The organism is Acinetobacter sp. BD54 (assembly GCF_044778325.1).
GTDB classification, from domain to species: domain Bacteria; phylum Pseudomonadota; class Gammaproteobacteria; order Pseudomonadales; family Moraxellaceae; genus Acinetobacter; species Acinetobacter baumannii.
Genome location: NZ_JANJEP010000001.1, coordinates 333,945 through 352,894, shown reverse-complemented (window position 1 = coordinate 352,894; position 18,950 = coordinate 333,945). Strand labels below are relative to the sequence as shown.

At 37.0% G+C, this 18,950-nt stretch carries 19 protein-coding genes; 7 read left to right on the top strand and 12 right to left on the bottom strand.

All coding sequences use genetic code 11. The features are described from left to right. Positions 1–35: 35 nt before the first annotated feature. The gene (locus tag NQ782_RS01730; RefSeq protein ID WP_000132124.1) at positions 36–1,427 is read right to left on the bottom strand and encodes a 3-oxoacyl-ACP reductase; all 1,392 of its coding nucleotides are present in this window, start codon (positions 1,425–1,427) and stop codon (positions 36–38) included. 235 nt (positions 1,428–1,662) lie between these two features. On the opposite strand from NQ782_RS01730, the gene NQ782_RS01725 reads away from it, so the two are divergent. Further along, a complete protein-coding gene (locus tag NQ782_RS01725) occupies positions 1,663–3,231 on the top strand; it encodes an acetyl-CoA C-acetyltransferase (protein WP_000047933.1) in 1,569 nt (522 codons plus the stop codon). 67 nt (positions 3,232–3,298) lie between these two features. Here NQ782_RS01725 and aceI read toward each other — a convergent pair whose 3' ends face one another. After that, entirely contained in the window at positions 3,299–3,733 is a 435-nt protein-coding gene (aceI, locus tag NQ782_RS01720) for a chlorhexidine efflux PACE transporter AceI (RefSeq protein ID WP_057093131.1), read from the bottom strand. A 90-nt stretch (positions 3,734–3,823) separates the two neighbouring features. Here aceI and NQ782_RS01715 point away from each other — a divergent pair, with 90 nt between their 5' ends. The 3 genes from NQ782_RS01715 (at position 3,824) to leuE (ending at position 6,560) form a co-directional block, all read left to right on the top strand. Continuing rightward, a complete protein-coding gene (locus NQ782_RS01715; protein WP_001024733.1) occupies positions 3,824–4,717 on the top strand; it encodes a LysR family transcriptional regulator in 894 nt (297 codons plus the stop codon). Positions 4,718–4,847: 130 nt separating this feature from the next. Beyond that, positions 4,848–5,837, top strand: a complete 990-nt coding sequence (gene tal, locus NQ782_RS01710) for a transaldolase (RefSeq protein ID WP_005123786.1) — start codon at positions 4,848–4,850, stop codon at positions 5,835–5,837. Between the two features lie 72 nt (positions 5,838–5,909). Beyond that, a complete protein-coding gene (gene leuE, locus NQ782_RS01705) occupies positions 5,910–6,560 on the top strand; it encodes a leucine efflux protein LeuE (protein ID WP_000467074.1) in 651 nt (216 codons plus the stop codon). Positions 6,561–6,596: 36 nt separating this feature from the next. Here leuE and NQ782_RS01700 read toward each other — a convergent pair whose 3' ends face one another. Beyond that, the gene (locus NQ782_RS01700; protein ID WP_000344223.1) at positions 6,597–7,070 is read right to left on the bottom strand and encodes an Lrp/AsnC family transcriptional regulator; all 474 of its coding nucleotides are present in this window, start codon (positions 7,068–7,070) and stop codon (positions 6,597–6,599) included. Between the two features lie 186 nt (positions 7,071–7,256). On the opposite strand from NQ782_RS01700, the gene NQ782_RS01695 reads away from it, so the two are divergent. Continuing rightward, a complete protein-coding gene (locus NQ782_RS01695; RefSeq protein ID WP_057093126.1) occupies positions 7,257–8,429 on the top strand; it encodes a benzoate/H(+) symporter BenE family transporter in 1,173 nt (390 codons plus the stop codon). Positions 8,430–8,502: 73 nt separating this feature from the next. Here NQ782_RS01695 and NQ782_RS01690 read toward each other — a convergent pair whose 3' ends face one another. From NQ782_RS01690 to NQ782_RS01665, 6 genes are all read right to left on the bottom strand, one after another. Next, positions 8,503–9,222 (bottom strand): MgtC/SapB family protein, encoded by a 720-nt coding sequence (locus tag NQ782_RS01690; RefSeq protein ID WP_000775740.1) that lies wholly within the window; start codon positions 9,220–9,222, stop codon positions 8,503–8,505. 15 nt (positions 9,223–9,237) lie between these two features. Beyond that, positions 9,238–11,994, bottom strand: a complete 2,757-nt coding sequence (gene mgtA, locus NQ782_RS01685) for a magnesium-translocating P-type ATPase (protein WP_057093129.1) — start codon at positions 11,992–11,994, stop codon at positions 9,238–9,240. 100 nt (positions 11,995–12,094) lie between these two features. Next, positions 12,095–12,256: a hypothetical protein gene (locus NQ782_RS01680; protein ID WP_171251904.1), complete on the bottom strand. Its 162-nt coding sequence runs from the start codon at positions 12,254–12,256 to the stop codon at positions 12,095–12,097. A 301-nt stretch (positions 12,257–12,557) separates the two neighbouring features. Then, complete coding sequence (locus tag NQ782_RS01675) at positions 12,558–13,001, bottom strand: RDD family protein (protein ID WP_000221474.1); 444 nt, start codon at positions 12,999–13,001, stop codon at positions 12,558–12,560. A 271-nt stretch (positions 13,002–13,272) separates the two neighbouring features. Next, the gene (locus tag NQ782_RS01670) at positions 13,273–13,446 is read right to left on the bottom strand and encodes a hypothetical protein (protein WP_001139332.1); all 174 of its coding nucleotides are present in this window, start codon (positions 13,444–13,446) and stop codon (positions 13,273–13,275) included. A gap of 178 nt (positions 13,447–13,624) precedes the next feature. After that, positions 13,625–13,852 (bottom strand): hypothetical protein, encoded by a 228-nt coding sequence (locus NQ782_RS01665; RefSeq protein WP_000774578.1) that lies wholly within the window; start codon positions 13,850–13,852, stop codon positions 13,625–13,627. Positions 13,853–14,140: 288 nt separating this feature from the next. Here NQ782_RS01665 and NQ782_RS01660 point away from each other — a divergent pair, with 288 nt between their 5' ends. Together NQ782_RS01660 and NQ782_RS01655 are read left to right on the top strand one after the other, a co-directional pair. Then, entirely contained in the window at positions 14,141–14,584 is a 444-nt protein-coding gene (locus NQ782_RS01660; protein ID WP_001109442.1) for a universal stress protein, read from the top strand. Positions 14,585–14,843: 259 nt separating this feature from the next. Beyond that, entirely contained in the window at positions 14,844–16,427 is a 1,584-nt protein-coding gene (locus tag NQ782_RS01655) for an ATP-binding cassette domain-containing protein (RefSeq protein WP_057093486.1), read from the top strand. A 73-nt stretch (positions 16,428–16,500) separates the two neighbouring features. Here NQ782_RS01655 and NQ782_RS01650 read toward each other — a convergent pair whose 3' ends face one another. The 3 genes from NQ782_RS01650 to NQ782_RS01640 all read right to left on the bottom strand — a co-directional run bounded on the left by NQ782_RS01650 (position 16,501) and on the right by NQ782_RS01640 (position 18,770). After that, the gene (locus NQ782_RS01650; RefSeq protein ID WP_086231117.1) at positions 16,501–16,926 is read right to left on the bottom strand and encodes a DNA breaking-rejoining protein; all 426 of its coding nucleotides are present in this window, start codon (positions 16,924–16,926) and stop codon (positions 16,501–16,503) included. 420 nt (positions 16,927–17,346) lie between these two features. Then, complete coding sequence (locus tag NQ782_RS01645) at positions 17,347–17,478, bottom strand: hypothetical protein (protein ID WP_057093509.1); 132 nt, start codon at positions 17,476–17,478, stop codon at positions 17,347–17,349. Between the two features lie 179 nt (positions 17,479–17,657). Beyond that, positions 17,658–18,770: an OmpW family protein gene (locus NQ782_RS01640; protein ID WP_004712981.1), complete on the bottom strand. Its 1,113-nt coding sequence runs from the start codon at positions 18,768–18,770 to the stop codon at positions 17,658–17,660. Between the last annotated feature and the right edge of the window lie 180 nt (positions 18,771–18,950).

Below are 18,950 nucleotides of genomic sequence, written 5' to 3'. Positions count from 1 at the left end.
GGGATGCACAAGCACCCCTATTTAGCTAAAAGTGCTTAAGCGCCTAACAAGCTTTGACCGCACACGCGTACAACGTTGCCATTTACACCTGTAGAAGCAGTTGATGCAAACCATGCAATTGTTTCTGCTACATCAACAGGTAAACCGCCTTGTTGCATTGAGTTCATACGGCGACCAGCTTCACGAATTGCAAATGGAATCGCAGCAGTCATTTGAGTCTCAATAAAGCCAGGTGCTACTGCGTTAATGGTAATACCATTTTTTAGAATAGGCGCAGTAAATTTCACTAGACCAATTACACCTGCTTTAGATGCAGCATAGTTGGTTTGACCAAGGTTACCAGCAATACCACTAATTGATGATACACAAACAATGCGGCCATTTGCATTTAGACCATCGTTTTCTAACAAGTAGTCGTTTACGCGTTCAGCAGCAGACAAGTTAATGTTAATGACCAAGTCCCAAAGCTCTGGCTTCATGTTTGCCAAAGTTTTGTCACGTGTAATACCTGCGTTATGAACGATAATATCTAAACCACCTTGTTTTGCCGCAGCAGCTTTAATTTTTTCGCCCGCATCAGCAGCTGTAATGTCAATTGCCAATGTAGAACCGCCAATGTCAGCTGCTACACGGTCAAGATCAGCTTGTTGTTGTGGTACATCTAGACAAATAACATGCGCGCCGTCACGTGCCAATACATGTGCAATTGCCTCACCAATACCACGGCTTGCGCCAGTTACTAATGCAGTTTTTCCAGCAAGCGGTTTTGCCCAATCAACATCAACCACCTCTGCTTTAGAAACACGAATCACTTGACCAGATACATAAGCTGAACGTGGAGAAAGCAAGAAACGTAATGTTGATTCAAGGTTTGCAGCAGCACCTTCGTCTACATACACAACTTGAGCAGTAATACCCTTTTTAAATTCTTTACCTACAGATTTGATAAAACCTTCAAGTGCACGCTGAGCAATCGCCTGTTTCACAGTTTTCGCAGTTTCAGGCGTTGTACCAATAACAATCACTCGACCAGAAGTCGCAACTTGACGTGCAATCGGATTAAAGAATTTATAAAGTTCGTTTAACTGTTCTGAGTTTTGAATACCAGATGCATCAAATACAACTGCTTTGAATTTTGATTCTTTATCGCCTGCATTGAATGGACGTAAATTTAAACCAACTTTTGCAGCTTCTTGTTGTAACGCAACATTATTGCCTACATAGCTATCTGCATGAATATTGCTAAGTACTTGTGCAATCGCACCAGACAATACACTTGACGGCGCTGCGCCAACCAATACTGCACCATTCACTACTGGCTGAGCACTTTCAAAACGCTCTAATACAACTGGCGATGGTAAACCCAGATTTTTAACAACGAATTTACCAATAGGAGATTGTGTAAATGCTTGGTATTGATCAGTCATGATTATTATCTCTCAAAGAAATGAATTTTCTACGACAGGCTTCATTATGTTATGAGATGGATAGAAACAATATGAAAGCAGTCGTTCATTAGAGTTACTCCAAATCATACTTGAGTTCATCTTTGGATGTCTTGACCTGAATGCTATCTACAATGTCATTCTAGTCAATACAGGTCTATTTGAATTGTGTTAAGGTAGCTAACAAGAATATCGTTATTATGCTTGGAAAAGCCTTATGAGCAAAACAACTCAAGAAAATCCAGCAGTCGAGAATTCTGCTCAGGAAAAAGTGTCAAATACATCAAAGTCGGCCTCTAACACGGCTAAGCGTAACAACACTACTCCTAAAGCAGCAACTAATACACCAAAAACGACACGTACTCGTTCAACGACTGCACCTGCACGTAGCCCTCGTAGTAAGAGCGCTGCTTCAGCAACCCCGTCTACATCTTCAAATGTAGCTGCAGCACCAAAAGCAACAAAAACCAAAACTTCTGTTCAACAGGATAAAACCATGAGTCAAAACACTGTTCGCCGCGTTGCAATCCTTGGTGGCAACCGTATTCCATTTGCACGTTCAAATACTGCTTATTTTAAAGCGTCTAATTCTGACATGCTGACAGCAGCATTGAATGGTTTGGTTGAGCGCTTTAACTTACAAGGTAAGCGTATTGGCGAAGTTGTTGCGGGCGCTGTTTTAAAACATAGCCGTGATTTCAACATGACTCGTGAAGTTGTATTGAGCACAGATCTTGCTCCTGAAACTCCTGCCTACGACATCCAAATTGCATGTGGTACAGGTTTACAAGCAGCATTTGTTGTTGCTAACAAAATTGCGCTTGGTCAAATCGACGTAGGTATTGCAGGTGGCGTAGATACAACTTCTGACGCACCGATTGCTGTAGGTGATGGTTTACGTAAAGTTTTACTTGAGCTTAATGTTGCTAAAACAGGTAAAGACCGTCTTAAAGCTCTAACAAAGATTGATTTTAAAAAGCTTCTTGATGCTCCAAGCAATGGTGAACCACGTACTGGCCTTTCAATGGGTGAGCACCAAGCAATCACTGCTTTAGAATGGGGTATCACTCGTGAAGCACAAGACGAGCTAGCTGCAAGCAGCCATCAAAAACTTGCTGCTGCTTATGAGCGTGGTTTCTTTGATGACTTAATGACTCCATTCTTAGGTCTTAACCGTGACAACAACTTACGTCCTGACAGTACAGTTGAAAAACTTGCTAAGTTAAAACCAGTTTTCGGTAAAGGCGAAACTGCAACAATGACAGCGGGTAACTCAACTCCGTTGACTGATGGTGCTTCTGTGGTATTGCTTGCTTCTGAAGAATGGGCAAAAGAAAACGGACATGAAGTTTTAGCTTATCTTTCTTTCTCTGAAACAGCAGCTGTTGACTTCATTGGCAAGAACGGTCCTAAAGAAGGCTTATTGATGGCTCCTGCTTATGCAGTACCTCGTATGCTTAAGCGTGCTAACCTTAAGCTTCAAGACTTCGATTTCTACGAAATCCATGAAGCATTTGCATCTCAAGTACTCTCTACCCTAAAAGCTTGGGAAGATGAAAAATTCTGTAAAGAACGTCTTGGCTTAGATGCACCTTTAGGTTCAATTGACCGCTCTAAACTGAACGTAAATGGTTCATCTTTAGGTGCGGGCCACCCATTTGCTGCCACTGGTGGTCGTATCTTGGCTACTGCAGCTAAATTAATTAATGAAAAAGGTTCAGGCCGCGCATTAATCTCGATCTGTACAGCAGGTGGTGAAGGTGTGGTTGCGATTGTAGAAAAATAATTTCTATTTATCGACCTAACAAAATAAGCACCCATCTGGGTGCTTATTTCATTTCAATCTATGTGAATTAATGAAGTGATGCTGCTTTAGCATTTGGGAAAAACTTATCTTCAATATGGTCATAGCACCACTGGAAAATAAAGGTATAAACCAAAATACATAAGGTCAAACCTATATCTAAAATAAATGCATCAATCAGTGTCATCTGCATCATATATGCAATCATTGGAACAGTCGCAATCAGCAAACCACCCTCAAAACCAATCGCATGTAAAATCCGCACAGGGATCGTTCTTTCCCAATTAAATTTATGTTCTACTTTTTCGAAATAGTGGTTAAAAATCATATTCCAGAAAACTGAAACCACTGCCATAAACACACCAAGTGTTCCGGTCACTTCCATCGGCATGTCAAAAATAAAACTTAATGCAATCGCAATGATGACCAACAAAATTCCTTCATAACTGATTGCATGAATGAGTCTTCTCTTGGAAATCAACATTTTTAAATACTCAATAATAACTTGGATAATGTGCATTTTATTTTTATAATTTTGATTAATCCAATCAGGTTCTTTCAATTTTTTTGACAGATGAATATTAATCAAGAACAGCTTCTCATGTTCCAAGCCGTTATGGAAACAGGTTCATTTTCAGCAGCAGCAAGGAAACTCGGTAAAGTCCCCTCTGCTGTAAGTATGTCGATTGCTAATTTAGAAATTGATCTGAATCTGACTTTATTTGAACGTAAAGGCCGCGAACCTACTCCTACAGCCGAAGCACGAGTGCTATATGAAAAAACGGCGCAACTATTGATTGAAATGAATCAATGGAAACAGCACGCGCATGCATTAAGTACTGGGCTGGAACCTAATCTTACTATTGTTGTGGTGTCTGAGCTGCTACATACCAATTGGACCGACTATGTTTGCCTGCTAGAAAGTCGCTTTCCCGATCTACAAATTAATATTGTGTCTGCCCCTCAAGAAGATGCGCTTCAAATGTTGTTAGATGGATCCGCCCAACTGGCCCTTATGTTTGAACGTGAGCATTTAGACAATAGAGAACAGTTTGTTGAACTCAAACGTGAAGCCTTAATTCCAGTTATTTCAAAAACCCATCCGCTCGCAAGCCAAGAGCATGTTTCATATGAGCAGATTTTAGGTACAAGACAAATTGTGGTGGCAAGTCGAGATGAAACATTAAAACCCGAATTATTATTTTCAAAACATTACTGGCGTACAGATAACCACCACTCTGCTTGCTTAATGATTTTACGTAATTTAGGTTGGGGTGTACTGCCACAAGAGATGTTTAAAGAAAATCCTGAGTTAAACAACAAGCTTAAAGCATTAGATGTATTTGATTTTACGCCTCGATTTGAATATTACGTTGATTTGGTCTGGAGCCGCGAAAGTGAACTCGGTGCTGCTGCACGGTTTTTGATTGACTATATTCGTAATAAGCGAATGCAACCGGCTCCGTAAAATCATTTCAATTTAGATGCAGAACCTAAACGTTTTTCTTTGAAACATAACAATTGATATATCGACAGTATGGATAGAGTTTGTGCTATAAAGAAAACATAAGATTTTTTATTGAAGATGTTGAATATCAATGACTCATACAGCACTTGACCAATTAAAAACATTAACGACCGTTGTTGCTGACAGTAGCGACCTTGAAGCAATTCGTAAATTTCGTCCCTTAGATGCTACAACGAATCCTTCGTTAATTACCGCTGCGGCAGAACAACCAGAAAGTAAAGAGCTCATTGAAGATGCTTATTATCAAGCCAAAGAAGAAGGCTATAAAAATGATGAACTGATTGAAAGAACCATTGATATTTTAACCGTAAAATTTGGTGTAGAAATTTTAAAACTTATTGAAGGCCGTGTTTCTACAGAAGTCGATGCTGCACTTTCATATGACACCGAAGCGACCATTCAAAAAGCGCATGAATTATGTGAGCTTTATAAAGGTTATGGGATTGATCAGTCACGTATTCTGATTAAAATTGCATCGACTTGGGAAGGTATTCAAGCGGCTAAAGTGTTAGAAGCTGAAGGTATTGCTTGTAACCTCACTCTCCTTTTCGGTTTACATCAAGCCCAAGCGTGTGCAGATGCCAAAGTTACTTTAATCTCACCTTTTGTAGGCCGTATTTTAGACTGGTACAAAAAAGCTGAAGGTGTAGATTCTTACCCAATCGAGAAAGATCCAGGGGTGGTTTCAGTTAAGAAAATCTACACTTACTACAAGCAGCAAAATATTCCAACTCAAGTCATGGGTGCGAGCTTCCGTAGCATCGACCAAGTGCTAGGCCTTGCAGGATGTGATTTGCTTACGATCTCTCCAAGCTTGCTAACGCAGCTTGAGCAAGATACGCGTACAGTCGATGCAGCACTTGATGCAAACAAAGCAAAACAGGCAGAAGCGATTGTTAGACCAGCTCAAAATGAGCAAAGTTTTAAAGATGAACTTAACCATGACTTAATGGCATTCCAACTTTTACAAGGTGGTGTTGATGGCTTTATTAAAGCGCGGGATCAATTAAGTCTTTTATTACGTCAATCTTTTGGAATTGATGCAGAAATTAAATCTTAAAAACTGCACTTTTCATACAAAATTACCGATTTTTGTTATCATGACAAAAATCGGTTTTTTATTGGGTTTCTCGTGTTCGGCATAACAGACTTAACAACATATATTATTGGTACATTCCTAATTGTGTTATTGCCAGGACCCAATTCTCTTTATGTGATGTCTATTGCTTCACGCTATGGTATTAAAACCGGATATATGGGTGCACTTGGTATTTTTACCGGTGACTTAATTTTAATGCTCTGTACTGTACTTGGTGCAGCTTCTTTATTAAAAGCATTCCCTTGGGTTTTTATCGTACTCAAACTCGTCGGCGCACTTTACTTGTCTTATTTAGGTTTTAAGCTTTTACAAGGCAGCATTCAACGCTGGAAATTACGGAATCAACCCCAAGCAGAAATGGCTGATTTACCTGCTTTAGATAAAGTTCACCCTTATAAAACAGCCTTAAGTATTAGTTTACTCAACCCTAAAGCGATTTTATTTTTCCTGTCTTTCTTTGTGCAGTTTGTTGAACCGGATTATGCCTATCCAGCTTTAAGCTTTTTAATTTTAGCGGTGATTTTGCAAATTATTAGCTTTAGTTATTTAACTGCGCTTATTTTCTCTGGAATTAAACTTTCAACTTTTTTCAAACAAAACCATAAAATTGCAGCAAGCGGAATTTTCTTAGTTGGCATTTTATTTTTCGGATTTGGCTTAAAGCTGGCAACTTCAACAATGTAAGCTGCCGAGTCAAGGAAGTCAGAATTTATTAAGTTGTTAAAATGCCAGCATGCCATCTGTTTTAACTTCATTGAGCACAAAAAATGTCCTCACCTGTCTTACCCCAGGTAAGGCAATAATTTTTTCACTATGAAAACGGTTAAAAGCAGCCAAATCTTTAACACGAATTTTTAGAAAGTAATCGACTTCTCCGGCAACCAAGTAACATTCTAGAACATTCTCCAAATCACCTGCTGCTTGTTCAAACGCCTGAAAGCTATCAGGTGTCGAGCGATCCAGCACTACTCCGACCAAAACAATAGTCTCACGTTGCACCATACCCGGATTGATTCGAGCACGTACATCCAAGATGGCCCCAATCTTAAAAAGACGCTGAGTATGGTTCCAACATGACGAAGTACTAATGCCAACAAGTTTTGCCAGTTCAGCATTACTTAAACGTCCATTCTCTTGTAAACAGCGCATAATTTTCAATTCAAGAGGTGTTAAATTTTCAGCCTGCTCATCCATAAAACAATATCCCAAATTCACCGTTTGTTATGAAATAAATAATATCATTAATGGCTATTTAAAAAATATTCTTTCATTTTAAAGTCAAAAATAGAAAGCACCTTCTTAAAAAAAATTGTTAGATTTACCTAGCTGAAAACATAGGCAGAAACATATTAATTTTTCAGGGACTTAGAACATTTAGCTATGCAAAAGATTCTTCAAGATTTCTCAATACCAGCCGTATTTGCTGGTTTTATTACCTTTCTTATTGGTATTAGTGTTTCAGCTATTTTAGTGATTCAGGCTGCTCAAGCTTTAGGTGCGTCATCTGAACAAATCACCTCATGGTTTTGGGCTTTAGGCTTAGGTATTGGTTTATCAGGACTCATCCTTTCTTGGAAATTTAAATATCCCGTAGCAACAGCTTGGTCAACTGCGGGCCTCGCTTTAATTATGGCAACAGGTAGTGGCTATAGTTTAAATGAAGCAATTGGCGCTTTTTTAGTAGGTGGTTTACTTACTGCGATTTTAGGCTTTTCAGGTATATTCCAAAAAGCGCTTTCCTATATACCACAAAGCTTAACCAGTGCCATGCTTGCCGGAGTTTTGCTTAAGTTTGGGATTTCGCTTTTCGCGAGCTTGCAAAATGATTGGATATTTGTTTTATCTTTACTCGCTATTTATGTCATTACAAAAAGATTATGGCCGCGTTACAGCATTGTATTTACCGCCTTGGCAGGTATTGCCCTCTGCCCTGTCTTTTTAAACTTTCATATGCCTACTCTTGAGTGGTCCTTGGCTAAACCCGTTTGGATTAGTCCTGAATTTAGCTGGTCAGCACTTTTAGGCTTAGCATTACCACTTTTTGTGATTAGCATGGCATCGCAATATCTACCCGGTATAGCCATGATCAAGAGTTATGGCTATAAACCGCATGTTAATCAACTGATTGGCTGGACAGGTCTAACCCAAGTTGTGCTTGCACCTTTTGGATGTTACAGCGTTAATATTGCTGCGATAAGTGCTGCCGTAAGCTTAGACGACCAAGTTCATCCTGACCCAAGCAAACGTTATATTGCGAGTATAAGCTGTGGCTTTTTTTATGTGTTGATGGGGCTATTTGCTGCAACCCTCACAAGCTTACTGATGTCTTTTCCTCATATTTTTATTGTAGCGTTAGCAGGCATTGCCTTACTTGGTACGATTAGTCACAACATTGCGCTTGCGTTTGGTCCAGTTGAAGACCGCGAAGCGGCATTATTTACCTTTTTATGTAGTGCGTCAGGTATCCAATTTTTCGGTGTTGGTTCAGCTTTCTGGGGACTGGTTGTCGGTATTGTTGTATTTATAGTCCTTAAATTTAAAGCTAAAAAATAAGGCTTAAACGAAAGAGTTTCCGCTTCATCATTTAGAGAAATTCATAAAAAATTAAGCGTAAACTCTCGTTAAATTAATTAATTGTGTTTTTATCCCAAAATGCTTGCCGTATTTGCGGCATTGCATTTAAGTGATTAATGATGTGTTGTGCTTCTTCTGCTTCAATTGAAGTTGCAATTAGCGTTACTTCTATCTCAACCTCTTTTTCTCCAAAAGGTGTGACATCAATATCTTTAGCAGGATAATTATGATGCTTTAAGGTTAGGTTTAATTCATCCATAACAACCTTGCTCTGACTTCGGTCACATATAATGTAGATTACATGTAAAACTTCTGTGTCATCGTCTAACGGACGACGGTCAATAATATGGACAATCGGCCTTAATAGCGTATTGGCAGATAAAATAAAGGCTGTCGCCAATATTGCTTCAATAATTAAATCAGCACCCGCGGCAGCACCTACTGCCGCAGAACACCATAAAGTCGCTGCGGTATTTAAACCGTGGATGTTGCCTTCTTGGCGCATAATGACACCCGCACCCAAAAAACCAATACCCGAAACAACATAGGCAATTACCCGAACAGCTCCATCTGCTCCAGTAAGATTAATTGCAATATCTACAAAAATTGCTGCACCTACCGCAACTAGAACATTTGTTCGAAGACCAGCTGTACGTTGCCTATACTGACGTTCGAACCCAATTAACGCCCCTAAAATAAAAGCAGCCGAGAGACTAATTAAAGTATCAATAATATTTGATAAGTCTGTATGTTGTAGAAATTGCAATTTCATTTTGCACCTATTGTTTTATTGCCAGCCATAACGGCGGATATAGATTTTCTTTACCCATTGAGTAACACACATATAAGCACCTAAAATTACAGGTAAATATAAAAAATAACTTAAAGGTAAAGCTTGTAGTTTTAAATAGCTTGCTAAAGGGCCCATTGGTAAGAAAATCCCGATACACATAATCCCCGCTGTCATTATTAATAATGGAGTCGCGGCACGACTCTGAATAAATGGAATTTGAGCTGTGCGGATCATATGGACAATTAATGTCTGGGTAAGTAAACCCACCACAAACCAGCCTGATTGGAATAGCGTCTGATGTTCAGGAGTGTTTGCTGAAAATACAAACCACATTAACCCAAAGGTAATCATGTCAAAAATGGAGCTAATCGGTCCAAACACCACCATAAAGCGGCCAACTTCTTCAGGTTGCCAACGCTGTGGTTTTGCAATTAACTCTTCATCCACATTGTCAAAAGGAATCACAATTTGTGAAACATCATAAAGTAAGTTTTGAATGAGTAAGTGAATAGGCAGCATTGGTAAAAATGGAATAAAAGCACTCGCAATAAGTACCGAAAAAACGTTACCAAAATTTGAACTCGCCGTCATTTTGATATATTTCAGCATATTGGCAAAAGTTCTACGGCCTTCAATCACACCTTTTTCAAGAACCATCAGGCTTTTTTCAAGCAAGATTAAATCTGCAGACTCTTTAGCGATATCTACTGCGGTATCTACTGAAATACCAATATCGGCAGCACGTATAGCAGCGGCATCGTTAATACCGTCTCCTAAAAAACCAACCACGTGACCATTTACTTTTAACTGCTCAACAATACGTTCTTTGTGAACCGGACTTAATTTCGCAAAAATGTGGTATTGCTCTACTGCTCTTTTGAGTTGTTGATCAGTTAAGGTTTCAATTACACCGCCCAATAAAACTTGATCATAATTCAGGCCAATTTCTCGGCACACTTTTTGGGTGACAAACTCATTATCCCCAGTCAGCACTTTTACCGTTACGCCATGGGCCTGTAAACTCTGTACAGCTTCTTTGGCAGACTCTTTAGGTGGATCAAGAAAAGTAATATAACCTATTAAAATCAGATCACTTTCGTCAACAACTGAATAATTTTCCTGATGATTTTTAAACTCACGATACGCTACTGCCACCACTCTTAAACCATCTCGGTTATAGCGTTGAGTTAATGCCTCAATTGCCACTTCACGTTGCTTTGTTAAAGGCTCTACTTTGCCATTTACCTCGACATAACGGCAAACCTTTAACATTTCCTCAACTGCGCCTTTGGTAATCATACGGGCTTTTTGTTGAGGCGTTTGTACCACGACTGACATACGGCGGCGATCAAAATCAAAAGGAACTTCATCTAACTTCTTGTAACGTAACTTCTGTATTTTGATCTGATCATCAACAGCTTCTAAAACAGCCACATCAAGCAAATTTTTTAGGCCTGTTTGATAATAACTATTTAAAAATGCCTGCATGAGTACAAAGTCTGATTTCCCGCCTTGAACATCAATATGTTGGGATAAAAAGATTTTGTCTTGAGTCAGAGTTCCAGTTTTATCGGTACATAGAACATCCATGGCACCAAAGTTTTGGATCGCATCTAGACGTTTAACAATCACTTTCTTTTTAGATAAGAAAACCGCGCCCTTTGCCAAAGTTGAAGTCACAATCATCGGTAGCATTTCTGGAGTAAGACCGACAGCTACAGATAATGCGAATAAAAATGCTTCAGCCCAATCGCCTCTGGTGAAGCCATTAATGAAAAGTACAACAGGTGCCATCACCAACATAAAGCGAATGAGCAACCAACTTACTTTGTTGACACCCATTTGAAATGCAGTCGTGCTCCGATCAGTAGCCGTAACTCGATGAGCCAATGCACCGAAATATGTTTGAATACCCGTACTTAAAACCACTGCCTGAGCTGAACCAGAAACAATATTGGTCCCCATGAATACAATATTATCTAGCTCTAAAGCGCTGGTTTCTTCAAGATTTTTCTGCAACGGAAATTTCTCGACAGGCATTGATTCACCAGTCATTGCAGCTTGAGAGACAAACAAATCTTTAGCAGACAAAATTCTACAATCCGCAGGAATCATGTCACCCGCAGATAATAAAATCACATCACCCGGCACTAAATACTGAATTGGTATTTCAAATTGGTGAGTGGTTTGATTTTTAGTATCAATGCCATAACGCTCATGTATAAGTTCTAAATCTTCTGCACTGACTTGATGGCGCAATACTGTAGCAGTATTACTCACCATTGCCTTTAAGGCATCCGCAGCTTGATTTGACTTTGCTTCTTGCCAGTAACGAAGTAGTGTTGAAAGAATTACCATCACACTAATAATGGTTGAACCCGTTAGATCATCGGTAAAGAAAGCAATCAATGCCAAAAGGCTAAGTAAAATATTGAACGGATTACGGTAGCAATACCAAAGGTGTTGCCACCAAGTTAATGGCTTTTCATGAGTAACTTCATTAAGCCCCACCGTCATTTGTTGGGTATACGCTTGCTCTTCTGTAAGCCCCGTCAAATGAGTATCGAATTGTTTTAATAGATCATTCGTTTGAACCCTTGATGCATTAAGCAAACGCTTAGATAAATTTTTGCTAATTTCTTGAGCATAACTAGATTGATGTAGCTCTTTAAAAGATCGATTACGACCGAAAAAACGCATCAAATGAAATCTTTTTAAAAATGCTGTGAAGAGTCGTTGCCAGAATTTCATCACGAAATCCTCCATTTTTTAGGCGTACAAAGCTCTCGACCTTATTGAAAATAAAGCCTTTTAAATTTTTTAATTTAGAAAGAAATAGGAGATCGTAGACTTACGATGAAGAAGAGAAAATTAGCCCAAAGCCAGACCAACGTTGACGGAATGTCACATAACTGCACATGGTCCGAATGCTTTGAATCGCATGAGACGAATTGTTTACCAAGATTAAAATCTGGTAGATATAACGGTCGTGTATGGAAGCGTATAAAAACATTGGCTTCTCCCCATTTCTAGCGAGAAACTAAACAGATAAATGCTGAAGTGAATGATTACAAATCAAGTAATTTGTATAGGTTTAATCTAATTTTTAACAAAGCTATCTCATTGCAAGATAGCCTCTCCTAAAGGTTACCTTGCTCAGTATTGGCTTTGGTTTAATTGATAATTAAACTCGAACCTCGAACAACTACCCATTTAGGATCTCCGTTAAATAAACTCGCGGCAAGTATAGGTTTTACTCTACAAGGCACAAGATTTTTTTTGTAATTTTTTATTAATTCATCAGTGACTATAACTCATAGTTCTCTAACCACCACTGTTTTCGCCATCTTGTCATGCCATCCTTGTTTTTTAGCATCAAATGCGACCCAAATAAGACCAATACAAAACACTAAAATAGATGGAATATATCCGATATAGCGAATGAGAGATTGTATGAAAGTTAACTTATTACCTGTCTTTTCATCGAGAACTTTTAAACGCATTAGACGTTTTCCTGGTGTCCCTGCAAAGTAGATCCAACACAAAACAGTATATAAAAATGGAAATGCATAATTTACGATCATATCAAACCAATAGTTTTGCGGTTTACTACTCATACCTGTAGCAAATATGAGATCGTAATCTCCATGATAAAAGATCCATGCGGCTGGAATAATTGCTAAAAAAAGAATAAGAGTATCAATGATCATTGCGCCAAATCTTAACCAAAACCCTGCATATTCATATTTATAGGTCATGTGTTCACCTCGCTTTTGTTATTTTTTACCTAATACCACAGTAACTAATTTATTCGTCTTTCATCGTAATTGAAATCTTTTTATTTTTAAATACTTAATGTATTTTTTAATTTCCGGTTCTATTTAGAATTGTAATAAGATTTTTGAAAATAAAAGCCAGATCAATTTAAGTTTAAATAATATATATCACATTAAAATATTTAAATTACACCTCATTTGTATGAGGTGAAAGCTAATTATATTTATTAATTGGATCATTTCTAACCAATGATTATTTCCAGAATAAAACATCAATTTTAAATTCTTTTTTTAGCAAAAAAGCTGCACAAATAAGCCCAATACCGATGATGATTAAAAACATGCTTAAACTTAATAATCCTCCCACAGCAGAGCAAAAGCCTAAAATAGCTAAAATATAAAATAAAATTACACTAATACTTGGCATTCAATTTATTCCACTACTTAAAAATAAAAGCAATTTATTCTATCGAGTCTGTAAAGGAATGCTGTTTTCAAATGTTGATTACACCCCATATTTGTATCAACTTAAAAACAATATGTTAATAATTCCTACTAAATGTAAACAACAAAAATATAAATGTGATAAATATCACATTTATATTTTATTTAACTTCAAAATAATGTTTTTCAGTAATAAGCTTTATTTTTAGATTTTTATATAATCGATCTTTTGAGTTTTCTAACGAAGGAACAACTTTTTCTGCAAACTTATCATCTGCCATGAGTCTTGCATAAGTTTTATATCCAATCACTAGCTTTTCTGGCTCTTTACCAGTTTGGCGAAATTCCTCGATAAGTTTACTGACTTTCTTTGCTGTTAAATCGGCCATATCTTACTACTTCCCCCTTACATATGATTTGGTTATACGATTTCTGTGTGACAAAAATATGAAAGGTAATTTATTGTAAAGTTCTTCTAAAAAATTAAATTTGGCATAGTCTCAACTCCCTCTTTATTAACCTCTAATAAAATCATTAAAAATCAAATATATAATTAAATACCATTTAATTTAACTACAAGTGAATTGAATTGATTTCTACCTTTAAACAAATGTGTTAATCTTTAAGTAAGAAAAGCTTCATACATATAACAACTTGTAAATAAGAGGAATAACATTATGAATTACCGACATATTATTGTACCTGTAGATGGTTCTGAGATTTCTTTGGCAGCAGCACGACAAGCGGCCCATATCGCTAAAGCTTTTGGTAGTAAACTTACAGCAATTAGTCTGGTTGCAGTGGACCCGTTTAGTGGTGTTGATTTCTATTACATCTCTCCTGTTGTAAAAGATTATTTTGTTGAAGCGCGTGCTAATGCAGAAAAAACACTTGCGAAAGTAAAAGCCCTATGCGCTGAAGAAGGTGTTGATATTGAAACACAAATTATTCAAGGTGAAATCTCATCTGATGGCATTCTTAAAGCTGTAGAAGAGTTGGGTTCAGACCTGATTGTTATTGGTTCACATGGTCGTAAAGGTTTCCAAAAACTTATTTTGGGTAGTTTTGCGCAAGATGTTCTAAACAGCACTAAAATCCAAGTTTTGGTGGTAAAAGAATAATTGCTGAGTCGACTAAAAGCCTAATCCATTGATTAGGCTTTTTATCATAAAAAATGCATAAGTTTTACACAGCTTAAAAACCGTTATACACTATTGCTCTCTTACCCTCTATTTTGTGAGTCACGCCAATGAAGTAAGTCTTTTTTCTCATCAATTTTCTCTTTTTTGATGTGCAAAATAGACTATTCTTTAGTGACTTAGCGTCTTTATTTAAAGCTTTACATTCCTATTTTGTACATCCTGTATTTATGAGGTTCTTATGACTCAGCAGGCATGTGTAATATCACAACTCACTTTGGAGTTTCCTTCAAAAGTGATGTTTAAAGAATTGAATTTCTCACTTGAGCATCATCAAGTATCAGCCTTAATTGGCCGCAATGGTCAAGGTAAGTCTTTACTTATGCAATTGCTTCACAAGATTTCACCCACTACAGAAATGCATATAAGTGGTCAAATAAACTGGCAAACAAACCATGCATATTTATCTCAGCTCACTCGTCTCCAATCAGACACAATTGTAGAAGCTTTAGAGGTCAACCATCTTTACAACGCTTTTCAAAGAGTGGAACAAGGCGAAGCTGAATACGATGATTATGATTTGTTAGAAGGACATTGGGATCTTCCTAATATTTGGGAGGCTTTACTACGGTCTGCTCAGCTACCAACCGATTTAGACTTTCCTGTTAAGCAGCTAAGCGAAGGCCAAAAAACCAAGTTAGCCTTATCCGCATTATTTTTAAAAACTGATCATTACCTATTACTTGATGAGCCAAGCAACCATCTCGATCAAGAAGCTAGACAGTGGTTAATTGCTCAGTTAAAGAAACATCCAGCAGGCGCTTTTATTATTAGTCATGATCTGACTTTGTTAAATGAAGTCGACCATACTTATCACTTAAATGAGCATGGCCTACAGCACACTACAGGAAATTATGAAAAATTTTATGAGCAATATCAGTCCCAAATCGAGGCTTTAGAACAGTCAGTACATCTGCATCAACGTGAAGTTAAGCACATGAAGCAAAAGCAGCATGAAGTTTTAATGAAAGCCCAAAAACGTGAACGTGCTGGCAACAAACTTCGTGACTCAAACTCGCAAGCTAAAATTTTGCTCGATTTTAAAAAAGAACAGGCTGGGCAAAGCCTAGGAGCAATTCATTCTCAACATCAGCGTCAAATCGATCAAAGCCAGCAAGACTTGAAGAGTAAAAAAGTACTTCTAGAAACTGTTAAGCCCCAACAATTTATATTCCCCTCTTTTAACAAAAGAACAGGAGAAATTCTTAGAATTGATAACTTAAAACTCAACTATGGGACACAACAACCAATTCATCTCGCCTTAAGAGCTTGTCAAAAGATTCATTTGGTTGGCCGAAATGGTATTGGGAAATCAACTTTGCTGAAACAGATTGATCAATCAGCTGTAACTGCTACAGATGAAATTAAACTGTTTGCAAATTGCTTCTATCTCGATCAGAACTTTAGCTTTTTATTAGACCATCTCTCTGCTGTTGAAAACTTAAGAAATATTAACCCAAATATTACTGAGTTAGAGTGGAGAAATTTATTAGGTCAGCTTCGGATTCGTGGTGATAAAAGCACATATCCCTTAGCTCAACTCAGTGGTGGTGAGAAGTTAAAAGTTGCTTTACTAGGTTTGAGCCATGCTCAGCCTATGCCTGAACTTTTACTACTTGATGAACCAGAAAACCACTTAGATATCGAGTCAAGAGAGTTATTTGCAAATGCTATTTCTAGTTATGAAGGTGCTGTGCTATTAGTTTCACATGATCTAAGTTTTGTTGAAAAATGCGGGATTGTTGATTCAATTTATTTAAATTAACACTACGCTATTTTTATGCCTATATAAAAGCTCTAACTATTAGAGCTTTTATATAAATCTTTTAATTATCATTTTATTTTTTATTATCTAATATTTGTAGATCTAGATTAAAAGAAACTGCTCTATTTCTTTGTGCGCTTTTTTTCATTTGATAAACTTGAACAATATAATCACCATCAACAGGTAGCGTTACTTCACCTGAAAAACCTACAGTCGAACCCACGAATAATGGCTTATCTTTACCAGGCTTTTGACCTGGAGCGAAAATATTAATATAAGCTAAATTACCATAACTATTAATATTAAATTTTAAAATCTGTCCACTTTTTGCAAAAACTCGATATCTTACATCATCATAACCTTGAAAATTTCCGGTTAATGTAGTTTGAGAAGAACCTTTTAAAAAGCTTACTTTAGTCTCAATATTTTTAGCAACTACAGATAATGGTATAGATGAAATCAAACTAGATAATAATAAAATTTTAATGATTTTTTTCATTTTTAGCCCTCAAAATTATTTTTAAATTATTATATGAAAGATAATTTTTATTAAATTTAACTTTATGTATAGATTTGATGAGTAGCGTTTGGATTTGTAAGTTATTTCATCGCTATTCAAAAGTGAGTGTCATTAAAATTAACTTATCAGCCCTTTAAATTTTACAAACGAAATTTATGGTAATGGCCATAATGAGTCATTTTATAAAAGTGGCTTAAGTACATGCCATATAAAAACCGTATTTAATTCAATGCAAGTTATGGAAACCAACTGGCACATATAAAAGAAGATTCATATTTTTTCTGTAGGGCTGTCTTATTAACGCAAGATTAGTTTGATCCCTAACAATAGCTAGGAATAGCAAGACACAGCAAAGTTATTTTAAAGCCCATCTAACGATAGGCTTTAAAATTATAAAAATTAGGAGTCTTTATCCATTGAGTGTGGAGTCGTGGTTTTATCTTGCTGTTTAGTATCATTCTCACCTTGGCAAGCCGCTACAGAAAGCGAAATGATTGCTGCTAAACCTAGGGTAGCGATAATTTTAGACATATCTCACCTCATACAGTTTTAATTGATTAGCTTATAAATACTGGCTATCAATATTACGATCAGCATAGATTTATAGACTTTTTTGTAGTGTTCACAAAGAAATGTAAAATGAGAAAGTATCCCAAAGATTTTAGTTTATTGAATTCTTCTTCAGGATACTGCTTCAAATGATTAAAAAATTAAAATCTGTAGCCCACCCCTAAATATGTAATGATCGGGTCAATATCAACTTTAGTTGACCCATGAATTAAGCGAGCGCCCGTATTTTGGTTAATGACATCAATTTGTGTTCGATTATTTAGTTTTGCATAAGATACTGAGGCAACTGTATACCAAGAATCATTAAAATCATAAGTAAAACCGGCAGTAAATATAGGCGCAATCGCATCATCTGCATCTACTTTAACCACCATATTTCCACTAGACTCTTTACGATCCAAGGCAGCCCCAGCCTTACCATCTAATACATTTTGAATCATATGACCTGCAGAGATCAGGTCAGAACGAATTTCGTCATTCAGCTTAATATCATTAAAATGAGCATACATTAAACCCACCCCTAAATAAGGTCTAAACTTGTTCACCCCACTCTTCCCAAATTGATATTGTGCTTCAATTGCAGGGGTCCAAGCACGAACACTAGCTGCTTTAGGTTTATTGCCTAAATTGGTAATCGGGACTGCTTGACCTAAGGTAATGCCGTTCGGAAAAAGAATTTTAACTAATTCATTTGGTGACAACGCGACACCGCTTAATGGTGCCAAGATTTCACCTTGGCCTTTAATATCGACTTTAGGGGGAATGCCTCCAATAAATTGTAAAGACACATTGTCATTGAGGTAATAGTTAAACATAAGCCCTAATGTGTCTGTGTCATCTACTTCAAGGCCGGCATCATTTTGATGCCACTGCTCTAACCCTTGAATCGTTGCCTCACCTGCTACCTCAGGTTTTATATTGCCTTCTTCATCAAGTAAGAGCCCTTTTAAAAAGTCATCATTTAAAGCGAGTTCAAGAAACTCTTTTTGATTAAAAGGTTCACCGCCTACATCTACCTCTGTAGCATTAGGATCAACGGAGTTTAAGAAACTGGTCGGCGAAATGCTTCCAACTTTAGCAACTGTTCCATTTTTAACACTTGTATTGATATTAAATGGATTAGCTTTACCTTGAGGCATTACATGTAACCAACCTGCCGAGACAGAAAACCGTTTTACTCCCTCTGCATAACTCATATTTGCAAATATCAATAATGAGCTGGCTATTACTATTTTCGATAATTTTATTTTCATTTTTATTCCATCCTAGAAATGCATATTGCTAACTCTGCAATATGTTCTTGGAATATAGCCAAGTTATATTTTTTATCAATTAGTATAATTTTTAAGCAAATGAATTTAAGTTAAATCCATCACATTTTCATATATAAATTCATGACTTAGTTATCTTAATTAGCAGACGAACGGTAAAAT

Coding starts and splice junctions, on each gene's coding strand:
- NQ782_RS01725 (WP_000047933.1), top strand. CDS start 1,663: ATGAGCAAAACAACTCAAGAAAATCCAGCAGTCGAGAATTCTGCTCAG.
- NQ782_RS01665 (WP_000774578.1), bottom strand. CDS start 13,852: ATGGCCGATTTAACAGCAAAGAAAGTCAGTAAACTTATCGAGGAATTT.
- mgtA (WP_057093129.1), bottom strand. CDS start 11,994: ATGAAATTCTGGCAACGACTCTTCACAGCATTTTTAAAAAGATTTCAT.
- NQ782_RS01730 (WP_000132124.1), bottom strand. CDS start 1,427: ATGACTGATCAATACCAAGCATTTACACAATCTCCTATTGGTAAATTC.
- NQ782_RS01695 (WP_057093126.1), top strand. CDS start 7,257: ATGCAAAAGATTCTTCAAGATTTCTCAATACCAGCCGTATTTGCTGGT.
- aceI (WP_057093131.1), bottom strand. CDS start 3,733: ATGTTGATTTCCAAGAGAAGACTCATTCATGCAATCAGTTATGAAGGA.
- NQ782_RS01690 (WP_000775740.1), bottom strand. CDS start 9,222: ATGAAATTGCAATTTCTACAACATACAGACTTATCAAATATTATTGAT.
- tal (WP_005123786.1), top strand. CDS start 4,848: ATGACTCATACAGCACTTGACCAATTAAAAACATTAACGACCGTTGTT.
- NQ782_RS01715 (WP_001024733.1), top strand. CDS start 3,824: ATGAATATTAATCAAGAACAGCTTCTCATGTTCCAAGCCGTTATGGAA.
- NQ782_RS01675 (WP_000221474.1), bottom strand. CDS start 13,001: ATGACCTATAAATATGAATATGCAGGGTTTTGGTTAAGATTTGGCGCA.
- NQ782_RS01655 (WP_057093486.1), top strand. CDS start 14,844: ATGACTCAGCAGGCATGTGTAATATCACAACTCACTTTGGAGTTTCCT.
- NQ782_RS01640 (WP_004712981.1), bottom strand. CDS start 18,770: ATGAAAATAAAATTATCGAAAATAGTAATAGCCAGCTCATTATTGATA.
- NQ782_RS01670 (WP_001139332.1), bottom strand. CDS start 13,446: ATGCCAAGTATTAGTGTAATTTTATTTTATATTTTAGCTATTTTAGGC.
- NQ782_RS01700 (WP_000344223.1), bottom strand. CDS start 7,070: ATGGATGAGCAGGCTGAAAATTTAACACCTCTTGAATTGAAAATTATG.
- NQ782_RS01680 (WP_171251904.1), bottom strand. CDS start 12,256: ATGTTTTTATACGCTTCCATACACGACCGTTATATCTACCAGATTTTA.
- NQ782_RS01660 (WP_001109442.1), top strand. CDS start 14,141: ATGAATTACCGACATATTATTGTACCTGTAGATGGTTCTGAGATTTCT.
- NQ782_RS01650 (WP_086231117.1), bottom strand. CDS start 16,926: ATGAAAAAAATCATTAAAATTTTATTATTATCTAGTTTGATTTCATCT.
- NQ782_RS01645 (WP_057093509.1), bottom strand. CDS start 17,478: ATGTCTAAAATTATCGCTACCCTAGGTTTAGCAGCAATCATTTCGCTT.